Raw genomic sequence first — 21,158 nt, 5'->3', positions numbered from 1 at the left:
CCGAAACCGGGAGCGCTTTAAACTGGGGGTGATGTTCCACTACGGAAAGCTGAATATGGCGTTCTGAGCCTTCCCACCATGATCGGGGAAGACCCTTATACATACAGTATATTGCAGGCTTCAGGAAACAGGCAATGCCGGCATATTTCATGCCGGCACGCTGGGGTCAGGTCAGGATGGTGGCCAGACGGCCAAGAACGTCGTCCATGATAGTCTCTGGCACCCGTTCGAGTCGTTTGCCGCCGCGGGCTTTCATATCGATCGTCCGGGGTTGATCGCAACGCACAACGCCGGTGGTACGTATGCCGGCGCCGTCAAGCGACACAGCAAAGCCTGCTGTGCGGGCAAAATTACCTCCGCTGGTCACGGGCACAACAACAGGCAGGCGGGTCACGCGGTTAAAAGCAGCCGGCGTGACAATCAGTACCGGCCGCGTTCCCTGCTGCTCATGACCTGCGGTAGGGTCAAGCGAGACAAGCCAGATTTCCCCTCTTTCCATGTCAGATTTCCTCCTGACCAGCCGCCGGCGCATCCAGCCATTCACGTTCTTCTGCCGAGATTTCAGCGTTCGGATCGCACTGTGCCAACAGCTCAGCCAGTGAATACTGCGGGCGTCTGTGCGGCTCCACAATCAGCCGGCCATTATCAATGACCATGCCAACTTCATTATCTGTACCCAGCGACAGCGCATTCAGCAGTGCCGGTGGGACGGTCAGCATGACTGAGCCGCCAACCTTCTTCAGTCGAGTGGTATGCATTTTTCCCTCCATAAAAGTTATATTTAAATATAACATTCACTAAAAAAACATACCAGCCTTTAACGCACAATGTTTAATAAAAATATAACTTTCAGCCCAACAGTAAACCCAGCGCGGTAGCTTCCATATGCAGCAATACCGGCAGCAGCAGGCCGCCACTTCTGATCCGGGCAGCTGATGTAATCAGCCCCACCAGGAACATTTCTGCCAGGGTCAGCAGGTTCTGATACTGCATATGCACGGCGGCAAACAGCAAAGACGTTATCAGCGCGCCCAGCCACATCGTCCAGTTGTACCTCGAACGGAAGACGTTCAGCATGACACCACGGAACAGGATTTCCTCATTCAGCGGGGCAAGGATAAAGACGGCCAGCAACGTCAGGATCACATCGGGTATGGACTTATCGGCAAAAAGTTTCGTCATAAATGGCTCAGCGGGCAGGTCCAGCACTTTACCCAGCAGAAATTCACCGACATACACCACGGCCATCGCGCCAACCAGCCACAGTGCGCCAACGTTGCTCAGCTGGCCAACGACCGGTAGCGGAGCAACCCAGCGGCGGTATACCAGGAAAACACACAGCAGGTACACCAGTACAGCACCATGACTGAAGAACAGCGTATTTTTCCCCAGCCCATAGAGCAGAACAGCCTGCCCCATGACAAACATGGCCCCCCAGGCTATGGCCCAGGCTGCCAGCAGAACCAGCATAAACTGCAGATATTTATTACGTGACTGAATCATTTTATCCCCTGTTAATTTTTAAACAGAATCGGCTTGACACTCAGGCCGGTTTTCAGACCTAATTTAAATGATACAGAAAATGATTGCCGATTTTTTTAATGGAGAAAGTGAAATGAAATTCACCACGAAGATTGCTCTTATTCTGGCTGCATCCGTAATCAGTTGCAGTGCCTTTGCTCAGAGCGTATCCGCGCCGAAAACCGATTCTTTACTGAGCAGCATTCTGGGTGAGCAGGTACAGACAAACCAACATCTTGTACAACTGCTGGCAAAGGATCAGGATGCCGGTATTACACTGACCCCGGAACAAAAGAAAACCTCTTGCCTGTATGAAAGTCATTACTACAGCAGTGGCGCACCACTTACCGTCGGAAAAGAAACACTCCGCTGCACGCTGAGTGGCGAAATCCCGACATGGGAAAATGTGAACGAGGGCAATATTGTCTCTGTCGAAGGCAAATAAAATCCCTTTGACAGCCTCTCAATTATCCGCACCAAAATGATTTAAAAAAATCTCCTTTTGATGGTATATTTTTTACTCAAAATAGAAATCATTAGGAGATTGTTATGGTTGATGCCCCGCCCTCAATCCCGCTGCCAACCTGCATGGTTGAAGCAGCACAGATTTATCACATTCCTCTCCGTGGATTCCTCGCCTTGTGGCTGACTGAAGGCGGAAAACCGGGAATGAAAAATAAAAACAAAAACGGCACTTACGATTACGGCGCATTCCAGATAAACACCATCTGGGCGAATAAGCTGGCGTCCGATTTTGGAGTAAAAGCGGAGCAGCTGCAGCATGACTTCTGCGCCTCTGCAATGGCCAGTGCCTACATCCTCAAATACAACATCATTCTCGAAGGGGGGGATTTCTGGCAGGGTGTCGGCCGCTATCACTCCAACACGCCGGCGCGTAAGGCCTGGTATATCGGGAAGGTTTACCAAAATTCTCTGAGGTTCTGATGCAAAACCAGCCACAACGGAAAGGGGGAGGGGATGATGGCCTGATGATTATCGGGGCCCTTCTCATCATGATCACAGTGATGTGGTTTGGCTTTCGTGATTATGTGATTTACGGAGTCTGTCGCCTGCTTTACTGGATCTACGGTGTACTGCCGGACGCCATTACACCGGGTAATGCGGCCGAGCGCCGCGACATGCTGCTGTCGGCGGCGCGGTATAACCACCAGGTTTCGCTGTGGGACTTTATCAGCGTGATGAACGACACGGCCAGCGTGCTCTTTCCCCTGTTCATTTTAATCATCGGGTTGTTCGTCTGGGTTATCTCGCGCAATCCTTACTACCGTCTGACCCGTAAACTGACCATCCGGAACCTTCCCTGGGTGATGGTAAAAAACTATCCGGGGATAGCTCATATCCTCGCCCGGTTTGGCCACCTCGATCAGCTGCTGCTGAATGAAGATCCGGAAGAAGCACGCAGCGCGCAGTCACCCGTTGAGTTTGCCCAGGAACATAACCTGATTGATACCGCTAAGCGCCGCCTCCGTAAAAAAGCCGCACATAAAGTCTTCCTGTCACAGGTAAACTTGGCCCCCGAAGGGGCGGCCCTTTCCCTGGCGCCCTGGGAAAAAGCGCTCGCAGCCTCGTTTGTACATCTGCGGTTTATGGGCGACCGGCCAACGGCTAAATCCATTCTCGACGATCTCAACCGTTCCTGCCTGCGGACTAAAGACGGTTTCCCTGATTATTCGCTGGCCGCCGGGTTCTGGACCGTCGCCAGCCAGTGTGAAGCGTTCCGAGAATTTGCAAAGGGGCGCCGCAGCTCCCGTTCGCTACTCTACGCGCTGTTCGATGATGACCTGCAGCTGCCATCCGCTAATTTCCGGTGGCTTAAAGGTGTGGACCGCACGTTATGGTATGCACTTTCAAGCGCCGGCCGCGGGAAGTTCTTCATTGAGGGAGGTGGTGTTATTGCCTGGAGTCAGTGCGAAAGTTACCGGCTGACGCTCGATGAAGAAAAGGCGGCGAAATTCCCGCCGACCGTGCGGGCGGCCGTGCTGGGCCTTGAGCTGGATCTGCTCCATTACCGCCATATTGACCGCCGCGATCCCGCCATTCCGGTCGCTCACTGGCAGGAAGACGTTATACCGCCATTTGCATTTGAATCTGACGCTGAAGCGGAAGACGAGCCGGCTACGCCGCCTGCAGCTCCGCACGACACCCCGAACAACAGTCTGCGACTGACAGACGATGAACCGACGCCGGCTAAACCTCAGCCGGCAACCCGACCCGATCACCTGGAACTCTAAGCGAGGAAGTATGAAACTCACCGTAAAAACCGATCGCAACACACTTTATCTTTCCGCTGACGGAAACTACCAGGAACAAGCCCTGCACTCCTTCCCCCTGTCAGCCTGTCATTTTGGACTTGGCCATGATGCCGGCAGCGGCCACATCCTGACGCACAATACGTTTTCTGGTGAAGCGGTGCAGCTGTTCCGCTTTGAAAACGAATATCAGGCCATCGAGGCGCTGAACAATATCCGTAAAAAGCTGAAACAGCAGCGCGGACTCAATGCCGTGCGCCGGCTGTCTAACTTTATCTTCTGGCCAGTCGCCGCGCTGGGCTTTATCGTCTCCATCAACGGCGCGTTGATGAATATGCATCAGCCGGCACAGCCACTGCAGGCAAACTCGTATGCTCCCGCGCCGGGTCTGCAGCAGCCTGCCACTGCGCCGGAGCAGCTGCAGGTTCAGGCAGCACCTGAAGCCCCTAAAAAACTGGCTGATAACGACTTGCTGTCACTGAAAGATGCCGTCACCAGCGGACGCTTTACAATCTCGCTTTCAACCGGGCATAAACACACCCTGTATGTGTTTTCCGATCCGATGTGCCCGCACTGCCGCGCGCTGGAACCCCGACTGCAGGAACTGAGCAAACGCTATAACGTCGAGATTTTCCCCGTGTCCGTTTATGGCGACCTGCGCTCGATGGTCCGCGCCGCTCCTGTACTCGATACCGGGAAAGATACCCGACTGAAAAGCTGGGAAGACACGATTAACATGGGATACACCACCATGAACCCGAAAATTGACGATCCGAAAACAGCCCCGGATACCACCGGCGCCCGCCTGGTTGACGCGAACAATATGGCATTTGCGAAATTCGGGTTTATCGGTACCCCGTCCATCGTTGCCGATTCGGGTGATGTGATCCCGGTTTCCGTCGTCAAAGACGATGCCCGCCTGCAGCAGGCAATAGGAGAATAACCCGGAGCCGCTATGCAACAGGAATCTGTAGACAGTAAAAAAGTCCTCCGCCCGGATGGTTCGTTCATGGAGTGGTTCCTCACTCCGAACGTACAGTTTGGCCTGCTGGCCATACTGACCGTGCTGGGTCTGTTTCTCCCCTTTACCATGCTGCTGAGCATCCTCATCCTTCCGCCGCTGATGGTGGCATTCACGGATCGTAAATTCCGGCCACCGCTGCGAATGCCGAAAGACTGCGAAATGTTCGACGACACCCTGACCACGGAAACCCAGGCGGAATACCGTCTGGGGCCCATTCGCATCCCGCATAAGGTCCGGGAGCGAAAGAAAGCGAAGGGAATTTTATATGTCGGGTATGAGCGGGGACGCCTGTTCGGCCGCGAGCTGTGGCTGAACATGACGGACCTGCTGCGCCACATGGTATTTTTTGGTACCACCGGGTCGGGTAAAACCGAAACCTTCTATGGGTTTATCGTTAACTTCCTGCTGTGGTGCCGTGGCTACTGCCTCTCAGACGGTAAAGCAGATAACAAGCTGGCCTTCGCCACCTGGTCGCTGGCGCGCCGTTTCGGCCGTGAGGATGATTATTACGTTCTCAACCTGCTGACCGGCAGTATTGACAGGTTCGTGAACCTGGTGAAGCAGGAAAGCATCCCCGCGCAATCCAACTCAGTCAACCTCTTCAGCGTTGCCCCGCCGACCTTCATCATCCAGTTGATGGAATCCATGCTCCCCCAGGTGGGCGGGGATTCGGCACAGTGGCAGGATACGGCAAAAGCCATGATGTCGGCGCTGATCAATGCCCTGTGTTATAAGCGCGCCCGCGGCGAACTGCTTTTGTCACAGCGCACTATTCAGAAAAACATGTCGCTGCCGGCAATGGCCGCGCTGTACGTGGAGGCAAAGAAAAACGGCTGGCACAGCGAGGGTTACGCCGCGCTGGAAAGTTATCTGGAAAATACACCAGGCTTCCTGCTGGCCAACGCGGAATACCCGGAAACGTGGGAAGCCCGCGCCTTCGAACAGCATAACTACATGAGCCGTCAGTTCCTGAAGACGCTCTCCCTGTTCAATGAAACTTATGGCCATGTTTTTCCGGAAGACAGCGGCGATATCCGGATGGACGATATTTTCCACAATGACCGCATTCTCATCGTCATGATCCCGTCGCTGGAGCTGTCACGCGGTGAAGCGGCCACGCTTGGCCGTTTATATGTGACGCTGCAGCGAATGACCATCAGTAAGGACCTGGGCTACCAGCTGGAAGGGAAAAAAGAGGAAGTCCTGCTCACTCACGCGCTGAATAATCAGGCGCCATACGGGCTGATTTATGACGAGCTGGGCCAGTATTTCACCAGCGGTATGGATACGCTGAGTGCGCAGATGCGTTCACTGGAAAAAATGGGCGTATTTTCCTCCCAGGATCACCCGTCGCTCGCCCGCGGCGCGAACGGCGAGGTGGATTCGCTGATCGCCAACACCCGCGTGAAATATTTTGAGTCGATTGAAGACCGGAAAACCTTTGAAATACTGCGCGAAACCGTCGGCCAGGATTATTATTCTGAGCTCTCCGGGCAGGAAGCCGAACACGGCACGTTTTCCAAAACGGTCCGGGAAGGGGATCTGTACCAAATCCGTGAAAAGGACCGCGTGAACATTCGTGAGCTACGTAAGCAGACCGAAGGTCAGGGGGTAATTTCTTTCCAGGATGCCCTGGTACGCAGCGCCGCGTTTTACATTCCGGACAATGAGAAGTTTTCCAGCGAACTGCCGATGCGGATAAACCGCTTTATCGAGGTATTGCCGCCATCGCCGGCAACGCTGTACAGCATTTATCCGGAACGCAAGGATGATGAACTGGCGGAAACCAACCCGGATGCAATGCGATTCCCGCCGATCAAGCTGTTCGGCTACGACAAAGCGGCCAACAGCCTGCTGGAAAAAATTGAGGTCTTCTACGAGCTGCAGTGTGGCGCAATTTCACCGGAGGAAATGTCGGTGTGCCTGTTTGAACTGTTCGCTGAATGGCTTGATGGAACGGAAACGGACGACGTGCTTTACCACCAGGAAGACGATCTGTTCCCGATGATCGAGATGTAACCCTGTTAAAAGGCGGGGAGTGGTCCCCCCGCCTTTAGTTACGTTTCCGGTCAGTCAAAATACTGCCGGATCAGCTCCAGGACCGCTATCACAGCGTTAGACACTGCAACAACTGCCCGCAGAACGACGATTAACAAGTTAATCATCCGTTAGCTCCATACAGAGCAGGAACACCGCTGATCGCCCTTACACTGCCTGTCACAGCGGCTACCTCACGTCAATTGTTTTGGCCGTTCCCACTCCAGCCAGGGCATTGAAACAGCACCACCTGTTTTTCAACCAGGACTTTAATCCGTTCATGCCGCATAAGCGGGGGGCTGGAGAAGAACGTCAACAGATTGACCCGCGCAGTATACCCTATTCCCGGTGGTTTGCATTTACTGCACTCATGGCGTAATATTTAACCGTCAATTGTTTTGGTTGTTCCCGCCTCCATCCGGGGCAAAACATAAAAACCCGATCTCACCAGTCGGGTTTTTTTGTGCCTCCATTCTGGCAGAAATCGCATTTCCTCAAATAAGCGCCTGAAACGCTCTCTGTGGCCTTCACTGCAAAAAGAGCAACATTCCCCTGTCTTCACCCTGTTTAACGCGCCTGCGAGCGGCTGACGTGGATAACCGCGGCTAAATCGATCCTCTTTTCCCTGTTAATTTTAAAACTCACAGCTGAAACTGGCGTTGATTGCCTGAAAGGCATTGCACGATATGGCAGGCGATTTACCTGCCAGACTGCCCTGCAGGTGACGCTGTGGCCACATTACCCCCTGGCTACTGCGAGCGGGCGGTGTGACGTTAGCGGCACACCGCCCGCGTGGGTAGTAGCGTTGACGTCAGGGGTGCGTGTCGCAGCCCTGCCGTCTTACGGGGGTGTTCTTAGTTACATCATCCATCATGCTTTTTTCTGCCGAGCCGTTGGCTCGGCGGGGAAAAGCACGGTGGGGCAAAGAAGAATCTGCCCTGGAGGTTTCTGCTGGACACCCTGCCCGGCATTTGCCGGGTGCTAACCTGGGAGCATAGCGACCATTCTGGCCGTCGTGCCGCGTAGCGGCGCTGAAAGGCCAGGCATATTCCCATAATCCACAGAAAATTGCGCCTGAATAACAGTGATCTCTTTTATTGAATAAACATCTTTTTAAAGAAGTTAAGAGTGTATTGCAGCTTGCTTTGACCACGATTGCAGGTCACTTTATTTCCTCCTTTGCGGATAACTGTGGATAGAGGTGATTTCACTGCCGGTTATCCACCGGCGGCGCCAGAAGGTCAAAAAATCACGATGGCCACACGTTAAAACTGGAGGAAATTTGAGCAGGTCGCGCCGGCTGGCCAGCACGAAAACCGCCAGGCGGCGGTTAGAAAATTACAGGGGGATAAAATCAGTGATAAGCAGGGGGGCCTGCTTCCCTCTCCAGCCCCAGATCGAGCTGATAAAGGTGGCTGAATACGCGCTGCGTGAACTGTTCAGGCGACAGCGCGTGCAGTTCGTCTTTCGGCAGCGTCCGCATCAGATGAACGGACATGGCATATACACGGTCGTCAAAGGGCTTTTCTGCCAGCGCTTTCAGCTTCTTCTCGCGCTTCCCCTTCAGGGCGGCTTCACGCCGGCGAACCAGCGTGGCGTGCATCATGTTCTCATACCAGCGCCGGCGCGCCGCTTTGACAGAGATTTCTTCCGCCTGGCCATGCTCATCGCGGGTTATCCATCCTGCCGCTTCAGCGGCGACCTGTTCGGCCTGCTCCGCATACAGTTTATCGAGATCAACGCCGATTATCTTCCAGAGCCGTTCCGTCAGCACGACATGCTTGGGGAACCACTTGCGGTTAAACGGGTCCCATGTGACACCTTCAGGCAGCGCCAGTAACCCGTACTCCATCATGTGCTGCAGCAGCCGGCAAACCCGCGGAACCGTCACCTTCCGGATCACGTTCCCTTCGCTGTCTTTTTCGCTGAGCTGCCACGCCATTTTGCTGAGGTTGATAGTGTCTATATGGGTTGCCCGGTCAACGGTGCTGACCATAAGCGGCACGATGGCATCAAGCAGATTCTCCCGCTCCGGGCGGAAGTCACGCTTCCGGCCGGCCTGCTCACGCAGCTGCACGAAGTACGGGTGGCGGCTGATCCGCATACGCAGACTTAACGCGCCGGTTTTACGATCGCGGCGAACAAGGCGGTTGTAGGCATGGCCAAGCTGGCCAGGGAGCTTTTTGAAGTTGTCCGGTCGGTACCAGCTGGGTTCCGGGCAGAGACACGCCGTTGAGTGCGTACCGCGACGACGGCGGGTTTTGCGCGCTGGTTCAGCACCTTCATTTAAAGGCAGCTGCTGGGGTGATTCTTTAGGGGATTGGCTTTCTAGCCAGGAGATGAACTCCGGCGAAAGACCTTCTACTGACTCAATGTCAGAAAGCTGTAGGTATGGATTCTTTTGATTCACCAGCCCCTGCACATATTGGCCGGGCTGTATTGCAATAGGGTACGCATTTGCTATAATCCTTTCTGCCAGTGGGCAGTTTGTACCCCCTGATTCTATTCTGAGCCGGCCAAAGTTCTGAGATAGGATCAGGGGGTTTTACTTTTTGTGGCTCCTGCCACTCCTAAGCGGTACATCTCCGGGCCGCTCTTCCCGTGCTAAATTCTGTAATAACCCCGTAAGGTTATGTAAACGCCGCTTAACATATCATGCGTTTCTAAGCGGGGCAATACCTGCGATCCCGCAGTTACAGAGTAACCTCACTCTTCAGAATCGTCAAATTTTAAGCCGTCGTAATAACTTTTCACAAGAAATTCAATAACCTCCGCCTGAGTGAGCTTTTTTACTTTTGTGATCTCTATCAACATTCTTTTTGCATCTTTGGGCAGATAAAGATTTAGCTGGTCATGAGTATCTCTGATGCGATTCCTGTAATCCTTCTGCTTATCCAGGTTACTCTTATGCACCTGCCGCTCAACTACTCTGCTCACAAGCCCTCCGACTACAAACGACTATAACCACCTGAGTATACACAAAAAACCCGCCATATTCGGCGGGTTAAACTCAATAATTGCTGTTTATGAACCATCCAGCGTCTGTCAGTTTACTCTTCAGATGCTGATAGTTTTCATCCCTATTTTTATGCGTTCTGCAGATGATTTCCATATCCCTGTACGCTTTATTGATATTTGGAGCTGTGATCGTTATCGTCGTAAGCCCCGTATTTCGCAGGTTTATGATTAACTCCCTGCCGACTGACTCCCATGACTCGACTGTTTCGGCTTCAAAAAATAGCCGCTCACGTTTAATACTGGATGTGGCATACAGGGATGCTACTCCTATGATTCCAGTACTGAAGTCAAAGCCTATGTAAGTCCTCCGGGCCAAGTCATAGTGCTCGCAGTCCTTATGAGGTTCAAAGAAACCAGAGTTTTTCATTGAAGCAGTTACCTGGTAGAGCTTGCGGCTCCTGAAGTCCTTTTTCAACATCCAGATCAGCACTGAATCGATCACAAAGATACCGACTGTACTAAACCAGTGCTCCTGAATTGAACCGTCTCTAATCGTCCAGTATAAGCCGCTCAGAAACACGAAAGCGCTAACGAACAGAAAGAGGAATACAAACATCATCCAGAGCCATGATGCGTAGTATCCAAGCCTTTTAGGACGCGCATTGTTACTAATTTTCTTAAAGTCAGTGTTTGATAACGCATTCATATTTAAGCTCCTTTGATGCCGTCCTTGCTCTTATCTACACCTGCGTCAGGATTAAATTGCTTAGGGTTGTTACGGTTCATATTTTTGGCTCCACGACCGAACGCAGCAAAGATGTCATGAACATGGTTCTGCATATCACCCAACACTGAATCGTTCATCTTCTGTCCAATCCAGTTTATAACATAGTTCGGCATCCTCGCAGGAAGTGCAAATACGCGAGCCACCATACCTGTGCAAAGCCTTGCATATAACATCAAAAATCCGATCGATGACAGCAGGCCAGTGAAAGAGTCAGACTGGACCTGTTCCATAGCGAATTTAAACATCATGTTTAACGCCGTTCCCAAAGCTACGATGGCCAGTGAAGCAAAAATAAACCCCATTACCATGAGCATCGGCCGAATCATTACATCGATAAGGAACACATAACCATATGTACTCCGCTCATCATTACTCTGGCCAATGTTGATATGGGTAGCTGCCCACAGGGAAGACGCCAATACACCTGTCATAAGCGTAACCAGCCAATCTGCCATAGCTACAAACCAATAAATCATCGGTATAAACGGCAGCCAGATAGATAGCGCAAGACCGATACCAAAGAGGCTATAAAACAGCGGGTAAACCAAGAACGAAACCGATTCTAATACGCCAGCAATAGCATCTCGAATCCCTGTAAGTTTGTTCATCATTCCCGCAGCAAAACCGGGTAGACTCTTCCCTTCTGAAACCTTCACTGCAACATTGATAGCGGTCCAACTGGCGAGTCCAACCTCAGCTACACCTAACGTGTAATCGCCGATAGCTTTCATTTTGAGTAAAGGGTTGGTCACGTCACTGTAACCATCACCAGTGCCGTAGTTACTCGTTGCAAGCCAGTTTGTAACGTTGAAGTCGAAAATTTTTGTAATAAGGGACGTTCCGTCTCCAGTTGTGGCGGCATTTTCAAGGCTTTTTTGATCAATGTTCCTTGCAAGTGCGTTAGATTCGGTGCCAAGAGGCGGCGTATAATTACTATTTTTCAGCTGAGAATGGTAAGCCTGGAACAAGCCTTTAAAGTAATCGATAGAGCCGATATCGCCATCGTTACTCATTCCTGAAACTACCGGCTTCAGGTTAGCAACATCTTTCATCTCGGTATTCGCAGTAGCTAATGTGTGATAGTACACACCAAGATATAGCCACCCTTTCTCTTTGATATCCGACTCCATTTTTTGAACAATTTCGTCGTCACCGGCTGCTGAATTAGCAGCATGTTGAACCTGAAGCTGATAATCACGCGCAGCAGTCTGGATCGCGCTTTCAACATCTGGCAGCTCACCGTCCCCGGAACGCATTTTTGCCATATATGCTGCATTAAACTGTTCTGCAGCAGTCTTCATTTTTCCCCACAACGTGTCCGTTGCTTGTTGCTGAACGCTGTAGACGGAATCCGCATAACCGCTAGCGAAGATAGAAGTCCATCCTGCTGGACGTTGTGGCAGCGAAACGGTCCCACATACAGCTGAGCCGTTGTTTACAGATATCGAATATGTGCTATCACCTGTTTGGTATTGCATTCTGGCGTTATTCTCATAATGTTGGCCAGAAGCCTCCATTTGAGCAATCCCCTGATTTACACCCAAAGCACAAAGGTTTGTTTCAAACATCCCTTTTGCAACAGACGCCATTTCTGGCATAACAGGGGCTATATAGACAGCTTTACCACTCGCTAATTCCGAAGCAGTTTTGTCTGCAATAACATTGGCAGATCCTACGCCAATGATTGAACCGCACCATAGAAAAAGCAGCTGTGCCACAGACCAACCGACAACGGTAGGTACAAGCAACAACCACCCAAAAGTCGTTTTAACAATTTTGAATGCGTTGTTGCCATCACCCTCAATAAAACTTCCCAACTGACCTGCCTGGTGAAGTTTCTTAATGCTGATTATCCCCATATAGACGAGGGCAAGAATCGCTATAACTTCGTTGACAGTGAAGAAAACGTTATTAAGCAAGCCATCGCCGGAAGGGCTAAACGGATTATTAACTACCTCACCAAATACGGTATGTAACATTTGACGCGATAGGTCACCTGAACGTTTAGCCGCTTCAGTTATGCCATCAATCCCCAAATCCGCTGAATATGAAGGCGACGCCACAACGAAAAGAGATAGAAGCAACCTTTTTAATTTACTCATGTGGCCCCCGCTCTTGACCAGCCTGCGAAAAATTAAATGTATTACGCACTCCCCCATCATTAAGGAAATAACGTAACGTACCTTGCTCTGCATCAGAGTGAGCCTGGTTTCGTAACTGCCACCCCATAAACTCACATGTGAGAGCCTTAATGAAAGCAAAGATCCCCGCAGCAAACAGGACGCCACAGGTGAGAGTTGCTCTTAACAAGCTCATGTTCGGTGAGCCATTTAGAAGCAATCTGGCATAACCAGACGTTAAAAAAAGCAGAATGAGGACTAATGCAAAAAAACAACAAAGCCAGTATTTCTTGTATAAACTGGCCTTATCCAACAATTCTGAAATAGGTCTATTGCTCCGTTTCATAACTTCGGCGAACGGCTGATTTGCATCAGAATCAACAGGTGGGCCATCAAGGTTTTTTATTTGCTTCTTAACGAATGAAGCCCGCTGAAAGAGCAGGCTGAATGTTTGCTTTACTGACGCGATAATAAAATATATATCGCTGATGCCTGTAATATAATATATCGTTCGTTTAGCCTTCCCTTCCGGGAGGTCATTGACGCCTGTTACAACATCAAGGCCTTTTTTTAATTTCCCTGATTTGGCTGTGTCTTTATCCCCTGTTTTATTTTCGTCGGTCATTTTCTGGATACTCCCGCGTTCACACTCTCCAGCTGTGCTGCCAGCATCGGTTTGTATGTTTGATATGCGTCGTTCGCCAGGATCTGGCCAAGCAGCACATTTTGTTTCTCCAGCTGCTGTTTGGTTTTCAGCACTAACCAGTTGTTCAGATTGGCGATATTGATTTGCTCACGCATCAAATCTTCGGTGTTCTTGTTGGTCAACGTCGCCTGGTAAGCAGGGTTGCTGTAACGGCGACCTACTTCGAATTCCTCAAACTCTCTGGCAGACATACGGTTAAGCTGTTTCGCCCTGTTACTGGCCGTCGCCTGGAAATAGGATTCGACTTCCGGCACTTTGCGTGCATCTGCAAGCGCGGCATCAGTGGCCGGGTTCGGTTTGGAGTTGGCGATCATTTCCATCTGAGGTTGTGCGGCCGCGTCGGTGAGCGCCTGGTATTGCTGAATCATGCCCAGGTAAATTCGCCCGCTGGCGCCTTTAACTTCCCCACGACTCAGCTGACGACCAGCACTGCGCAACGCGGTATTTTTCATATAACGCAGCGCCGCATCTGTCTGCTCATCTGTAAACGTCAGATCAGGTGCCTTGCCTTCTTTGCCGGCGCCATAAAGCAACGAGCTCAGCGACGTATCTGCCCGCGGCATGTCAGATACACTTGGGCAGAATGAAGTCCCGCCAAATGCAGCATAATCCGAACTGTCGCAATACTGGCTGTGAACTTCGGCCGTTGAAGAAGCGTCCACGTCGGTTGCGCGTGCCGGCACTTCAAAAATGGCCTTTACATCTTTCGCAGAACTGGCGCTTCCCAGCGTTCGCTGACCGCCAGCGGCCGCAGAGGATACCCCCGCGGCACCACCGCCAATAGACTGCGCACAAATATCATCCGGAACACGGTACTTATCCTGTGCCTGCAGCAGCCGGTCATTACGTTTTTGCTCGACTTCGAACTGTCGGTTAGTTTCAGCCACCTGCTGCATTAATGCTGCCTGGCGATCGCCCTGCTGGCTGATTGCCGTACCAATGTTAATCAGCGTGGCCTGGATGTTACCTAACAGGCCATTAGCTGTGCTCAACGCCGGCATAACCTGCGTTGAGATGGGAATGCTGCTGTTAACGTTGACCGTATAGGCAAATGCTGACTGTACGCTGAAGGCCAGAATTGAAACGGCCATCACTGACCGTTTTGCGTTTCCGATTTTTATCATCTGAATCCCCTTCTCACATCAGAAATGATTTCTTTAGCGAGTTTCATCGCCATAGTTTGTGATTCTTCTTCTGAATCACGCTCACCACCCTGATTGACCACCATTTCATCTATGATACTTGATGCACTTCCCATAGGGAATCTATTTGCTAATACTTCCCTTGCTTGTTTCGTTCCCAGCTCTTCATAAAGCACATCCCTGAGCGCCCTATCTTTTGCAGATGAGTTCAGTGCCCAAAGCAGTTTTGGACCTAATGTGTTTTTCAGAATATGGCAAATCAGACCACGTTTCGTTTTAAAAATACCGAGAAATGCAGTACCACTTCCGTCCGGATAAACCCCTTGCGGAAGCTGTCTGAAACGACGCAGGATATCGGCCGGGATGTTTATCTCTAATTGCTTCAGATACTCTTCATCCCCTTCCGTCAGGCGCATCATAAACAGGCTGTTCATGGTTTTAAGCACGCTCGAAGGCATATGGCTCAGATACTGAGACGAGAACGCAGTACGGACGTTGAATTTACGATCTTCAAGGTCAGCGGTATTCAGCGCATTTTGAATAAAGTCGATGCCGGCAAAGTTATGACACTCATCATAAAAGGTATGTTTAACCTCTTCTGAAAGCTCCCTGATGCGCGCCTGGTGATATGCCCTGTACTGCTCCGGTAAAGCAGGAATGAAGGTTTCTGCTGACTGAGGCAGATAGTAGTTACGCACTGCCATCTGGCGCGCAAAGAGATACATAATGCCGGATTTGAGCTTGCCTGCAGGTGTCGTTCTGTCACCGAGCACGTTTTGCATATCCAGGATCGCAATACGAGTCTCTGGGCTGAAATCATAAACCGTGATCCCAGAGAAAATGGCATAGTCAGCAGCGGCAGCCTGGAAACAACGTGCAACAAAGTTTACTACAGGCTCACTTCCATTGACTTTTACATCCGCATATTGCTTACTAAAACCTTCTTCTTGTAGCTCGCTAATGAAATCGTAAATGGTCGGCACAGCATAACGCTGGGCAACCGTCGCTGCATGGAAATATTTTTTGGCAAACAGCTTATCAACGACTTCCCACCATGTAGCTTTTTCAAACCAGTCTTCACCGAGCTCTGTATCCAGACCAGATACTTTCAGAGCTTCATTAACAACCGGATCGTTAAACTTAAACTTATTTGCGTCAGAATGAGCTTTTGCTTTGTATACTCTTGATACAACTTTACTGACGATTTGGCCAACGCTCATTGCATCTGGCGGCTGGCCAATTGCCGGATCAATACAGAATGCGTTAAGCATCTGCTTTAAGAATACTTCCTCAAACTGCGTCAGATACCTTGAACCTAACTGCGTATCGCAGATGTTAATACAGTGCGATTCGTCATTGTTCAGGGTGATACTGGCAACCAGGTGTCGTAGATCCGCCGGCAATTCAGCCCAAATCAGGTCGGCAATACCTTTCGCACTGTATCCCTTATCAATGATGGTCAGATAAGGCAATTTTTTATCTGCCCGGAAAATCGCGCTCAGGTTAAGACGGTTGGCCAGCACGCTTTTACCGGAACCAGGAACACCGGTGATGACATCGGTAAATTTCTCCTGCAGGGGACTGGCGATTTGATAAGGGAACAGCTTGCCATCGAGCGTGATGAAGTTGATATTGCCTTTACCATGCCAGGGGCTGGCCGGACGTTCAAAAGGTAACATCCGCAAGCCTTCACTCAACGGCGGATAATGCAATGAGCCAGGTGTGGCCGTCGTCAGCCCCGGAACGGATGCAATCAGTGCGCTACCTGGATTACCATACGTCTTGGACACACCTGATACACCCCAGCCTTCAATCGCCTTAGTTAAAGCCGCCAGGTTGCGTTTGGCTTCATCCTTAGTGTCACCCCAGGTGGCAAAGTTGATGGCCATGATAGCCGTTGGATCGGTTTCGCTCTGGGCCCCGACATAATCCATATCACGCGCGATAGTACCGAGTGAGGGAATGAAACGAAGGAAAGAGATGATCACTGATGGCCAGAACAGTGCTTTTTTGCCCCCGCCCATAAAGTCATATTTTATCCGGTACGGGATTTTCCGGTTAATCGCGTTGAATAACTGCTTAAATTTGACAGGGTGAAGTGGTGGCAACTCAAGGGCAACAGAGCCGTAATACTTGCCATCGCAGTAAATCAGGCCACCATCTTCTTCCAGTTCCCCTTCCATGATCTGGATATTCAGCCGCGGCGGCAGCACTGAGTCGATATTGCCTTTCCGTGGAGCGCCATAAACTCGCAGATTTTGGTCAAACGGCGTGCGAGGGTACCAGTTTTCTGATGTTGAGTTCCGGAACAGCATCTGACGCATCATGGCGCCGGCGTGTTTGACATCGAGGACATCAACCAGAAGCCCCATCCCCGACTCATCATCCCCCTGAAGCATACCAATCAGCCGCCACAGCATCGCGTCATGCGTGATCTTCAAACCTTCAAGCTGAAATTCGATTGGGTTCTGACTGAAGCGAGTCTGCGGGATATCCTTCATAACGCCGGCAGCTTTTGCCTGCTCGTTTTTAAGTTCATCCTTCGCAATCATCCCCTTCGAGGTATACAGCACGATGTAAGCGCGTTCACGGCTGTAATGGGCAGCAATTTTTTTTGCGTCATCGGCGATCAGGTCTTTAATGTCTATCTGCAGGCGCTCTATTGCTGCTACCTGCGGTTTATAAACATTATTCAGTTCTTCCTGGTTCTTGGTAAAGTCGCGCTCAAACACCACAGACAGCTTATGGCCACTGTTAATAAAGGAATTCGACAACGAGTTTGAAAGGTGCATGATGAAGTCATTAAACGACTTCTCGTCAAACGATGATTTAGCGCCCTGAACCTCAATAACGGTAAGAAAATCGTTGTTCTTCGTAGTCAGAATGTACGGAGCCCTGATTTCAGGATGCTCAACGCGATCCTGCGACGTAAGCCCTACAACCGTTGTCAAATCACAGTATTTTAACGAGTCATTTGACGTAAGATTGCGTGAGATACCTTCGATCACATCCTCAAAGAAAGAAATCATTTAAAACCTCTCTTACCCTTGTAAATTTCATTCCAGTCACTTACATCCGGCAATTCGTCTGACTCTGCGACAGAAGTGACAAACTCATCGTCAAAATTCATGGGAAGTAACTGATGGTGTTTTTTTATCAGGTGCAGTAAATCGTATCCATCATCACTGCCGGTTTCGTTTAGAACTACGTCAGTTGTGCTGAGCAATATCTGTTTAAGTTTCTGTGCCTTTTCACGGTAAGAATCGTCCGTTGACTTTTCCGCTTTTGCAATTGAACGAAACAACAGGCTGTAGAGTTTTCGGTTTGTATTTCTCTTCAGCAAAAGTCCGGTTTGAGTCTCTAGTTTCATTTTCTCCGGGTGTTCGAGCGACAGGCATACAGAGCAAAGCATTCTCTCTTTCTGTCCATCTTCTGCGAGGGAGAAAACATCTTTGCTCTTTATCCCGCACACATGGCATCTGGCAGGTTGTTCATTCCTGGTGAGCTTAAAATCTTTCATGGGGGAACTCCGGTATTGGCCCCGCAAGGCGGGGCCGAAAGGACATTACAGGGTTGCGTCAACGCCAACGGTTGAACCAACAGAAGAGATCCATGCGGTCAGGCCGACCAGACAGGCTCCAACAACCATTGACCAAAAGATGAAGCCGCCACTGATATCTTTCCCGCGTTTGTTTTTGAGCCACAGAGCTACAAGACCTACGATGAAGCACACAACACCAACCACTTTACCAGCGGTAATCAGACCAGGCTGGGTACTGGCCATACCTTCCGTGAAGGTATTGATCTTTTCCCAGACAGTCGTTTCAGCTGCAGCCTCTTTGCTCAGTAATGCCAGGGGCAATACCACTAACGATTTTGCTACCGTTCCGCGCAGCTGATACGCTGCGATGGATGCAGATAACGCCTTGTCTTTGATAAATTTAACAATTTTCATAAAGTATCCTTTTTGATTACCAGTGAATGTTTAATGTGCTCTGCAACGCATCGAGCGTTTGTGTATCGAACATCAGAAGTAGTCCACATACAATTTTCACAATGGATGCCCCTCTCGTGCCCGAAGCTGACAGCTCCGTATGGCCCTCAAGGTAAGAGTCTTTCAACCCCTTAATACCCCTGTAAAAAAAGTATGCACCGAGAATTCTAACAATCCCCAGCACTGCGTTGACTGCTGCGGCTCCCATGCCAAACGTAGATTCGCTCGCATAACTGACGGGTCCGAAACTGACATCGCCAAATCCTAAAGTGGCACCGCCTGAGTTCATCTGTGCTTTCAGCGTGATGAGGCATACACAGAAGATGATCCCGGCAAAAATTCTGCCAACTTCAACACCTTTGGTAGAATGCCTGGCCTGCTTCCGCAGGCTCATCAGATATCCAATAACACCAATGATCCCAACGATTGCAGCGACACCTATGATTAGCCTTGTCAGCGGTTCCTGACCACCGTTAGCAACCTGAATTAATACCGATTCTAAATCCATAGTTTCGCCTTTTTAGGTCCTGATTAGCGGATTAGGCCTTTACTTGTTGTAACGATTCTATTTTCAGTATCGATACCCGTAATGGTGACTCCGCCAAGTTGACTTCCGACCTTCACAGCATACGTCTGGTTTTTGTATTTTACCCAAGCAAGATCGCCAGATAAATCATTAATTGAAAAACCTCTCAACAAAGGTAATGCCTGTGACGTTGAACCTGAAATTGTTCCACTCTGATTACCAAATGAAGGCCCATAACCAGCGGCTTTCATTTTCAGTTCCTGAACCTGATTGTTCAGATTTTTAATTTGTTCATTAGCGCTTTGTAACTGACTGGAAAGGATCATCATTCCATTTTTAGAAGTTGATTCTATCGCGTCCAGCCGTTCCTTTTGCTGCAGCAGAATCCCGGAAATCTGCTCGCGGAAGTCACCAGAATCCTGCCCGGCAGGGGCAGACTGTACGCGCGGACGTTGCGCTGAAGACTGGATCGCCCCATTCCCCGTCGCTGGCGCAGTATCACTATCGGAGCCCCCAAACAACCAGACTAAAAGCAGGATAGCGATGACAGCGATACCACCAATCCATGCATAGTCACTGATATTAAGCGGCTTTTTGCTCGCTTTTGCTGCTGGCGTCACTGTCGGTTTTGGCTTTTCAGCAGGCTTAGCAGACACCGGTTCCTGGGCAGGAGCTGCTTCGTTTTTATTGTCATCTTCAAACAGATTCATTATCAATCTCCTTAACGGTAATACGGGTTACTGGAGCCATACCCGTAGCCGGGGTAGCTTGGAAAGTTTTGCTGAGGGTAATTAGGAGCCGGAGGCTGAGGCATCTGCTGAGGTTGCACACTAGAAAGTGTCGGAGTTGCTTGCTGCTGCGCCTGCTCTGCAGAAGCATTTTCCATATTCTCGCCACAGTCGCTTTCATACACCGGCGCGACAAACTGGATGCCTATGAGTTGGTTACGATCAACCGTAACCTGCTTCACCGGCAGGCGGGCTGCATCGTCGGCCAGGACACGCCCTGCCTGCTCACCCATCCCGCCAATAATGGTACCGGCAACCGCTTTGCCATCAGGTGTACCAGTTGAACGATATGCGTTCCCGCCGTCAGTGATAATCATCTGCGAATTGCTGTCCGCATACAGCTGACCAGTTCGGCCTAATCCGTTAGCGACAGCCGGCAGAATAATACGGCTGAACCAGCGGTTATTTACATTTGAGGAAACGGCCGCGCGCAACGAGTCGGAAGCCACGCCATACGCATCGACCTTACACTGCACTCCGTTCAGCTCCATGCCGGTGAAGTGAATTCGAATACCATCGCCGGCAAGACGGTTTTGGCCAGAATAGAATTTGGCGCCGGCCTGCGCTCCAGTTGGAACATGGGCAATAGCAATACTGTTCTGATCGTCACTGTCCATCGCCGTATCCATTACTGCCGGCACAAGCGTGTAAGCCGATACAAGTCGGGCTCCTTTATCTTTGACCTTATTCTTCGCCCCCTGTTGTTTTTCAGCATCCGGCTTTTTGTTCTGCGGATAGACCGAATCGGTCCACCCTGAGAAAGTCCCGCCGTTCTTGTCATTTCCCTCAGCTCCCAGAGAGGTTGCAAGTGCAACACCCGTGACAACCGGTGTTCTGGCCTGGTCTATTTTCTGCAGTAACGTAGCCACCGCTTTAGCCTGACGCTCACGCTCTTTCTGCTCAGCATCATTAGCCTTACTGTTATCGCCCGACGGTTTTGCTGACGATTCCCACGAATATTTTGGTGGTGGTGCTTTGGTGCCGTAATCAACGGCCACCGGGTTACTGGCTGACAACGTGGATATGAAGCTATCCCCCGTGAGCGCCGCTTTCTCTGAATTATCAGCATTCCACTCATTCAGCAGCTTGTTGTATTGGGGATCATTAGCTTTTTCCCTGCCAGTTTTCCCTTCCAGCCCCTGGGCTTTCACCTGCGACCCTCCCGTTGCCGGCTCATCTGATGAGCCAAACAACCAGTACCCTCCCAGAAGCGCCACCACTGCAGCAGCACCACCGACGTAGAGCATCATTTTTCTGGTTTCTTTACCTTTATCTGTAGCCATCG

General features: G+C 50.5%; 22 protein-coding genes. 5 read left to right on the top strand and 17 right to left on the bottom strand.

Annotation, left to right across the window (positions count from 1 at the left end):
- Positions 1–166: 166 nt before the first annotated feature.
- From pemK-mt to ACUXAC_RS25325, 3 genes are all read right to left on the bottom strand, one after another.
- Positions 167–499, bottom strand: a complete 333-nt coding sequence (gene pemK-mt, locus ACUXAC_RS25335) for a type II toxin-antitoxin system toxin endoribonuclease PemK-mt (RefSeq protein ID WP_004187427.1) — start codon at positions 497–499, stop codon at positions 167–169.
- Position 500: 1 nt separating this feature from the next.
- Entirely contained in the window at positions 501–758 is a 258-nt protein-coding gene (gene pemI, locus ACUXAC_RS25330; RefSeq protein WP_004187429.1) for a type II toxin-antitoxin system antitoxin PemI, read from the bottom strand.
- Positions 759–849: 91 nt separating this feature from the next.
- On the bottom strand, positions 850–1,503 hold the full coding sequence (locus tag ACUXAC_RS25325) for a CPBP family intramembrane glutamic endopeptidase (protein WP_004206890.1): 654 nt from the start codon (positions 1,501–1,503) through the stop codon (positions 850–852).
- A 79-nt stretch (positions 1,504–1,582) separates the two neighbouring features.
- Here ACUXAC_RS25325 and ACUXAC_RS25320 point away from each other — a divergent pair, with 79 nt between their 5' ends.
- The 5 genes from ACUXAC_RS25320 to ACUXAC_RS25300 all read left to right on the top strand — a co-directional run bounded on the left by ACUXAC_RS25320 (position 1,583) and on the right by ACUXAC_RS25300 (position 6,834).
- Positions 1,583–1,966: a DUF1496 domain-containing protein gene (locus ACUXAC_RS25320; protein ID WP_004206889.1), complete on the top strand. Its 384-nt coding sequence runs from the start codon at positions 1,583–1,585 to the stop codon at positions 1,964–1,966.
- A gap of 104 nt (positions 1,967–2,070) precedes the next feature.
- The gene (locus ACUXAC_RS25315) at positions 2,071–2,466 is read left to right on the top strand and encodes a lytic transglycosylase domain-containing protein (RefSeq protein WP_004187436.1); all 396 of its coding nucleotides are present in this window, start codon (positions 2,071–2,073) and stop codon (positions 2,464–2,466) included.
- On the top strand, positions 2,466–3,773 hold the full coding sequence (locus ACUXAC_RS25310; RefSeq protein WP_015059988.1) for a secretion/conjugation apparatus DotM-related subunit: 1,308 nt from the start codon (positions 2,466–2,468) through the stop codon (positions 3,771–3,773). The genes ACUXAC_RS25315 and ACUXAC_RS25310 overlap by 1 nt, the downstream gene beginning before the upstream one ends.
- Positions 3,774–3,783: 10 nt before the next feature.
- Entirely contained in the window at positions 3,784–4,734 is a 951-nt protein-coding gene (locus ACUXAC_RS25305; RefSeq protein ID WP_004206886.1) for a DsbC family protein, read from the top strand.
- 12 nt (positions 4,735–4,746) lie between these two features.
- On the top strand, positions 4,747–6,834 hold the full coding sequence (locus tag ACUXAC_RS25300; protein ID WP_004206885.1) for a P-loop NTPase family protein: 2,088 nt from the start codon (positions 4,747–4,749) through the stop codon (positions 6,832–6,834).
- 50 nt (positions 6,835–6,884) lie between these two features.
- Here ACUXAC_RS25300 and dqlB read toward each other — a convergent pair whose 3' ends face one another.
- The 14 genes from dqlB to traO all read right to left on the bottom strand — a co-directional run bounded on the left by dqlB (position 6,885) and on the right by traO (position 21,156).
- Positions 6,885–6,980: a DinQ-like type I toxin DqlB gene (dqlB, locus tag ACUXAC_RS25295; RefSeq protein WP_004206884.1), complete on the bottom strand. Its 96-nt coding sequence runs from the start codon at positions 6,978–6,980 to the stop codon at positions 6,885–6,887.
- A gap of 1,226 nt (positions 6,981–8,206) precedes the next feature.
- Entirely contained in the window at positions 8,207–9,262 is a 1,056-nt protein-coding gene (repA, locus tag ACUXAC_RS25290) for a plasmid replication initiator RepA (protein WP_021526650.1), read from the bottom strand.
- On the bottom strand, positions 9,259–9,309 hold the full coding sequence (gene repB, locus ACUXAC_RS25285; protein WP_031942489.1) for an IncL/M-type plasmid replication leader peptide RepB: 51 nt from the start codon (positions 9,307–9,309) through the stop codon (positions 9,259–9,261). Before repB ends, repA begins: the two co-directional genes overlap by 4 nt.
- A 249-nt stretch (positions 9,310–9,558) precedes the next feature.
- The gene (gene repC, locus ACUXAC_RS25280; RefSeq protein WP_004187496.1) at positions 9,559–9,789 is read right to left on the bottom strand and encodes an IncL/M type plasmid replication protein RepC; all 231 of its coding nucleotides are present in this window, start codon (positions 9,787–9,789) and stop codon (positions 9,559–9,561) included.
- 73 nt (positions 9,790–9,862) lie between these two features.
- A complete protein-coding gene (locus tag ACUXAC_RS25275; protein ID WP_004206935.1) occupies positions 9,863–10,516 on the bottom strand; it encodes a hypothetical protein in 654 nt (217 codons plus the stop codon).
- A 2-nt stretch (positions 10,517–10,518) separates the two neighbouring features.
- A complete protein-coding gene (locus tag ACUXAC_RS25270; protein WP_004187492.1) occupies positions 10,519–12,699 on the bottom strand; it encodes a DotA/TraY family protein in 2,181 nt (726 codons plus the stop codon).
- Positions 12,692–13,342 carry a hypothetical protein gene (locus tag ACUXAC_RS25265; RefSeq protein ID WP_004187488.1) on the bottom strand — a complete coding sequence of 217 codons (651 nt, stop codon included), beginning with the start codon at positions 13,340–13,342 and terminating at the stop codon, positions 12,692–12,694. Before ACUXAC_RS25265 ends, ACUXAC_RS25270 begins: the two co-directional genes overlap by 8 nt.
- Positions 13,339–14,547, bottom strand: coding sequence for a conjugal transfer protein TraW (traW, locus tag ACUXAC_RS25260; protein WP_004187486.1), 1,209 nt, complete (start codon positions 14,545–14,547; stop codon positions 13,339–13,341). The genes ACUXAC_RS25265 and traW overlap by 4 nt, the downstream gene beginning before the upstream one ends.
- A complete protein-coding gene (locus tag ACUXAC_RS25255) occupies positions 14,544–17,594 on the bottom strand; it encodes a conjugative transfer protein (RefSeq protein WP_011154474.1) in 3,051 nt (1,016 codons plus the stop codon). Before ACUXAC_RS25255 ends, traW begins: the two co-directional genes overlap by 4 nt.
- Entirely contained in the window at positions 17,591–18,085 is a 495-nt protein-coding gene (locus tag ACUXAC_RS25250; protein ID WP_004187480.1) for a hypothetical protein, read from the bottom strand. Before ACUXAC_RS25250 ends, ACUXAC_RS25255 begins: the two co-directional genes overlap by 4 nt.
- Positions 18,086–18,130: 45 nt before the next feature.
- On the bottom strand, positions 18,131–18,520 hold the full coding sequence (locus ACUXAC_RS25245; protein ID WP_011154472.1) for a DUF6750 family protein: 390 nt from the start codon (positions 18,518–18,520) through the stop codon (positions 18,131–18,133).
- 16 nt (positions 18,521–18,536) lie between these two features.
- A complete protein-coding gene (gene traQ / locus ACUXAC_RS25240) occupies positions 18,537–19,067 on the bottom strand; it encodes a conjugal transfer protein TraQ (protein ID WP_004187478.1) in 531 nt (176 codons plus the stop codon).
- Positions 19,068–19,090: 23 nt separating this feature from the next.
- Positions 19,091–19,795: a conjugal transfer protein TraP gene (gene traP, locus ACUXAC_RS25235; protein ID WP_004206933.1), complete on the bottom strand. Its 705-nt coding sequence runs from the start codon at positions 19,793–19,795 to the stop codon at positions 19,091–19,093.
- Between the two features lie 11 nt (positions 19,796–19,806).
- Positions 19,807–21,156: a conjugal transfer protein TraO gene (traO, locus tag ACUXAC_RS25230; RefSeq protein ID WP_004206932.1), complete on the bottom strand. Its 1,350-nt coding sequence runs from the start codon at positions 21,154–21,156 to the stop codon at positions 19,807–19,809.
- Between the last annotated feature and the right edge of the window lie 2 nt (positions 21,157–21,158).

It is taken from the genome of Serratia sp. 121840015-1 (assembly GCF_053627655.1).
The sequence above is the reverse complement of the archived record's forward strand: the minus strand, read 5'-3'. Positions and strand labels throughout refer to the sequence as shown.

Excerpts from the sequence above, each read along its gene's own strand:
- pemK-mt (WP_004187427.1), bottom strand. The coding sequence starts at position 499 with ATGGAAAGAGGGGAAATCTGGCTTGTCTCGCTTGACCCTACCGCAGGT.
- pemI (WP_004187429.1), bottom strand. The coding sequence starts at position 758 with ATGCATACCACTCGACTGAAGAAGGTTGGCGGCTCAGTCATGCTGACC.
- ACUXAC_RS25325 (WP_004206890.1), bottom strand. The coding sequence starts at position 1,503 with ATGATTCAGTCACGTAATAAATATCTGCAGTTTATGCTGGTTCTGCTG.
- ACUXAC_RS25320 (WP_004206889.1), top strand. The coding sequence starts at position 1,583 with ATGATTGCCGATTTTTTTAATGGAGAAAGTGAAATGAAATTCACCACG.
- ACUXAC_RS25315 (WP_004187436.1), top strand. The coding sequence starts at position 2,071 with ATGGTTGATGCCCCGCCCTCAATCCCGCTGCCAACCTGCATGGTTGAA.
- ACUXAC_RS25310 (WP_015059988.1), top strand. The coding sequence starts at position 2,466 with ATGCAAAACCAGCCACAACGGAAAGGGGGAGGGGATGATGGCCTGATG.
- ACUXAC_RS25305 (WP_004206886.1), top strand. The coding sequence starts at position 3,784 with ATGAAACTCACCGTAAAAACCGATCGCAACACACTTTATCTTTCCGCT.
- ACUXAC_RS25300 (WP_004206885.1), top strand. The coding sequence starts at position 4,747 with ATGCAACAGGAATCTGTAGACAGTAAAAAAGTCCTCCGCCCGGATGGT.
- dqlB (WP_004206884.1), bottom strand. The coding sequence starts at position 6,980 with ATGATTAACTTGTTAATCGTCGTTCTGCGGGCAGTTGTTGCAGTGTCT.
- ACUXAC_RS25275 (WP_004206935.1), bottom strand. The coding sequence starts at position 10,516 with ATGAATGCGTTATCAAACACTGACTTTAAGAAAATTAGTAACAATGCG.
- ACUXAC_RS25270 (WP_004187492.1), bottom strand. The coding sequence starts at position 12,699 with ATGAGTAAATTAAAAAGGTTGCTTCTATCTCTTTTCGTTGTGGCGTCG.
- ACUXAC_RS25265 (WP_004187488.1), bottom strand. The coding sequence starts at position 13,342 with ATGACCGACGAAAATAAAACAGGGGATAAAGACACAGCCAAATCAGGG.
- traW (WP_004187486.1), bottom strand. The coding sequence starts at position 14,547 with ATGATAAAAATCGGAAACGCAAAACGGTCAGTGATGGCCGTTTCAATT.
- ACUXAC_RS25255 (WP_011154474.1), bottom strand. The coding sequence starts at position 17,594 with ATGATTTCTTTCTTTGAGGATGTGATCGAAGGTATCTCACGCAATCTT.
- ACUXAC_RS25250 (WP_004187480.1), bottom strand. The coding sequence starts at position 18,085 with ATGAAAGATTTTAAGCTCACCAGGAATGAACAACCTGCCAGATGCCAT.
- ACUXAC_RS25245 (WP_011154472.1), bottom strand. The coding sequence starts at position 18,520 with ATGAAAATTGTTAAATTTATCAAAGACAAGGCGTTATCTGCATCCATC.
- traQ (WP_004187478.1), bottom strand. The coding sequence starts at position 19,067 with ATGGATTTAGAATCGGTATTAATTCAGGTTGCTAACGGTGGTCAGGAA.
- traP (WP_004206933.1), bottom strand. The coding sequence starts at position 19,795 with ATGAATCTGTTTGAAGATGACAATAAAAACGAAGCAGCTCCTGCCCAG.
- traO (WP_004206932.1), bottom strand. The coding sequence starts at position 21,156 with ATGGCTACAGATAAAGGTAAAGAAACCAGAAAAATGATGCTCTACGTC.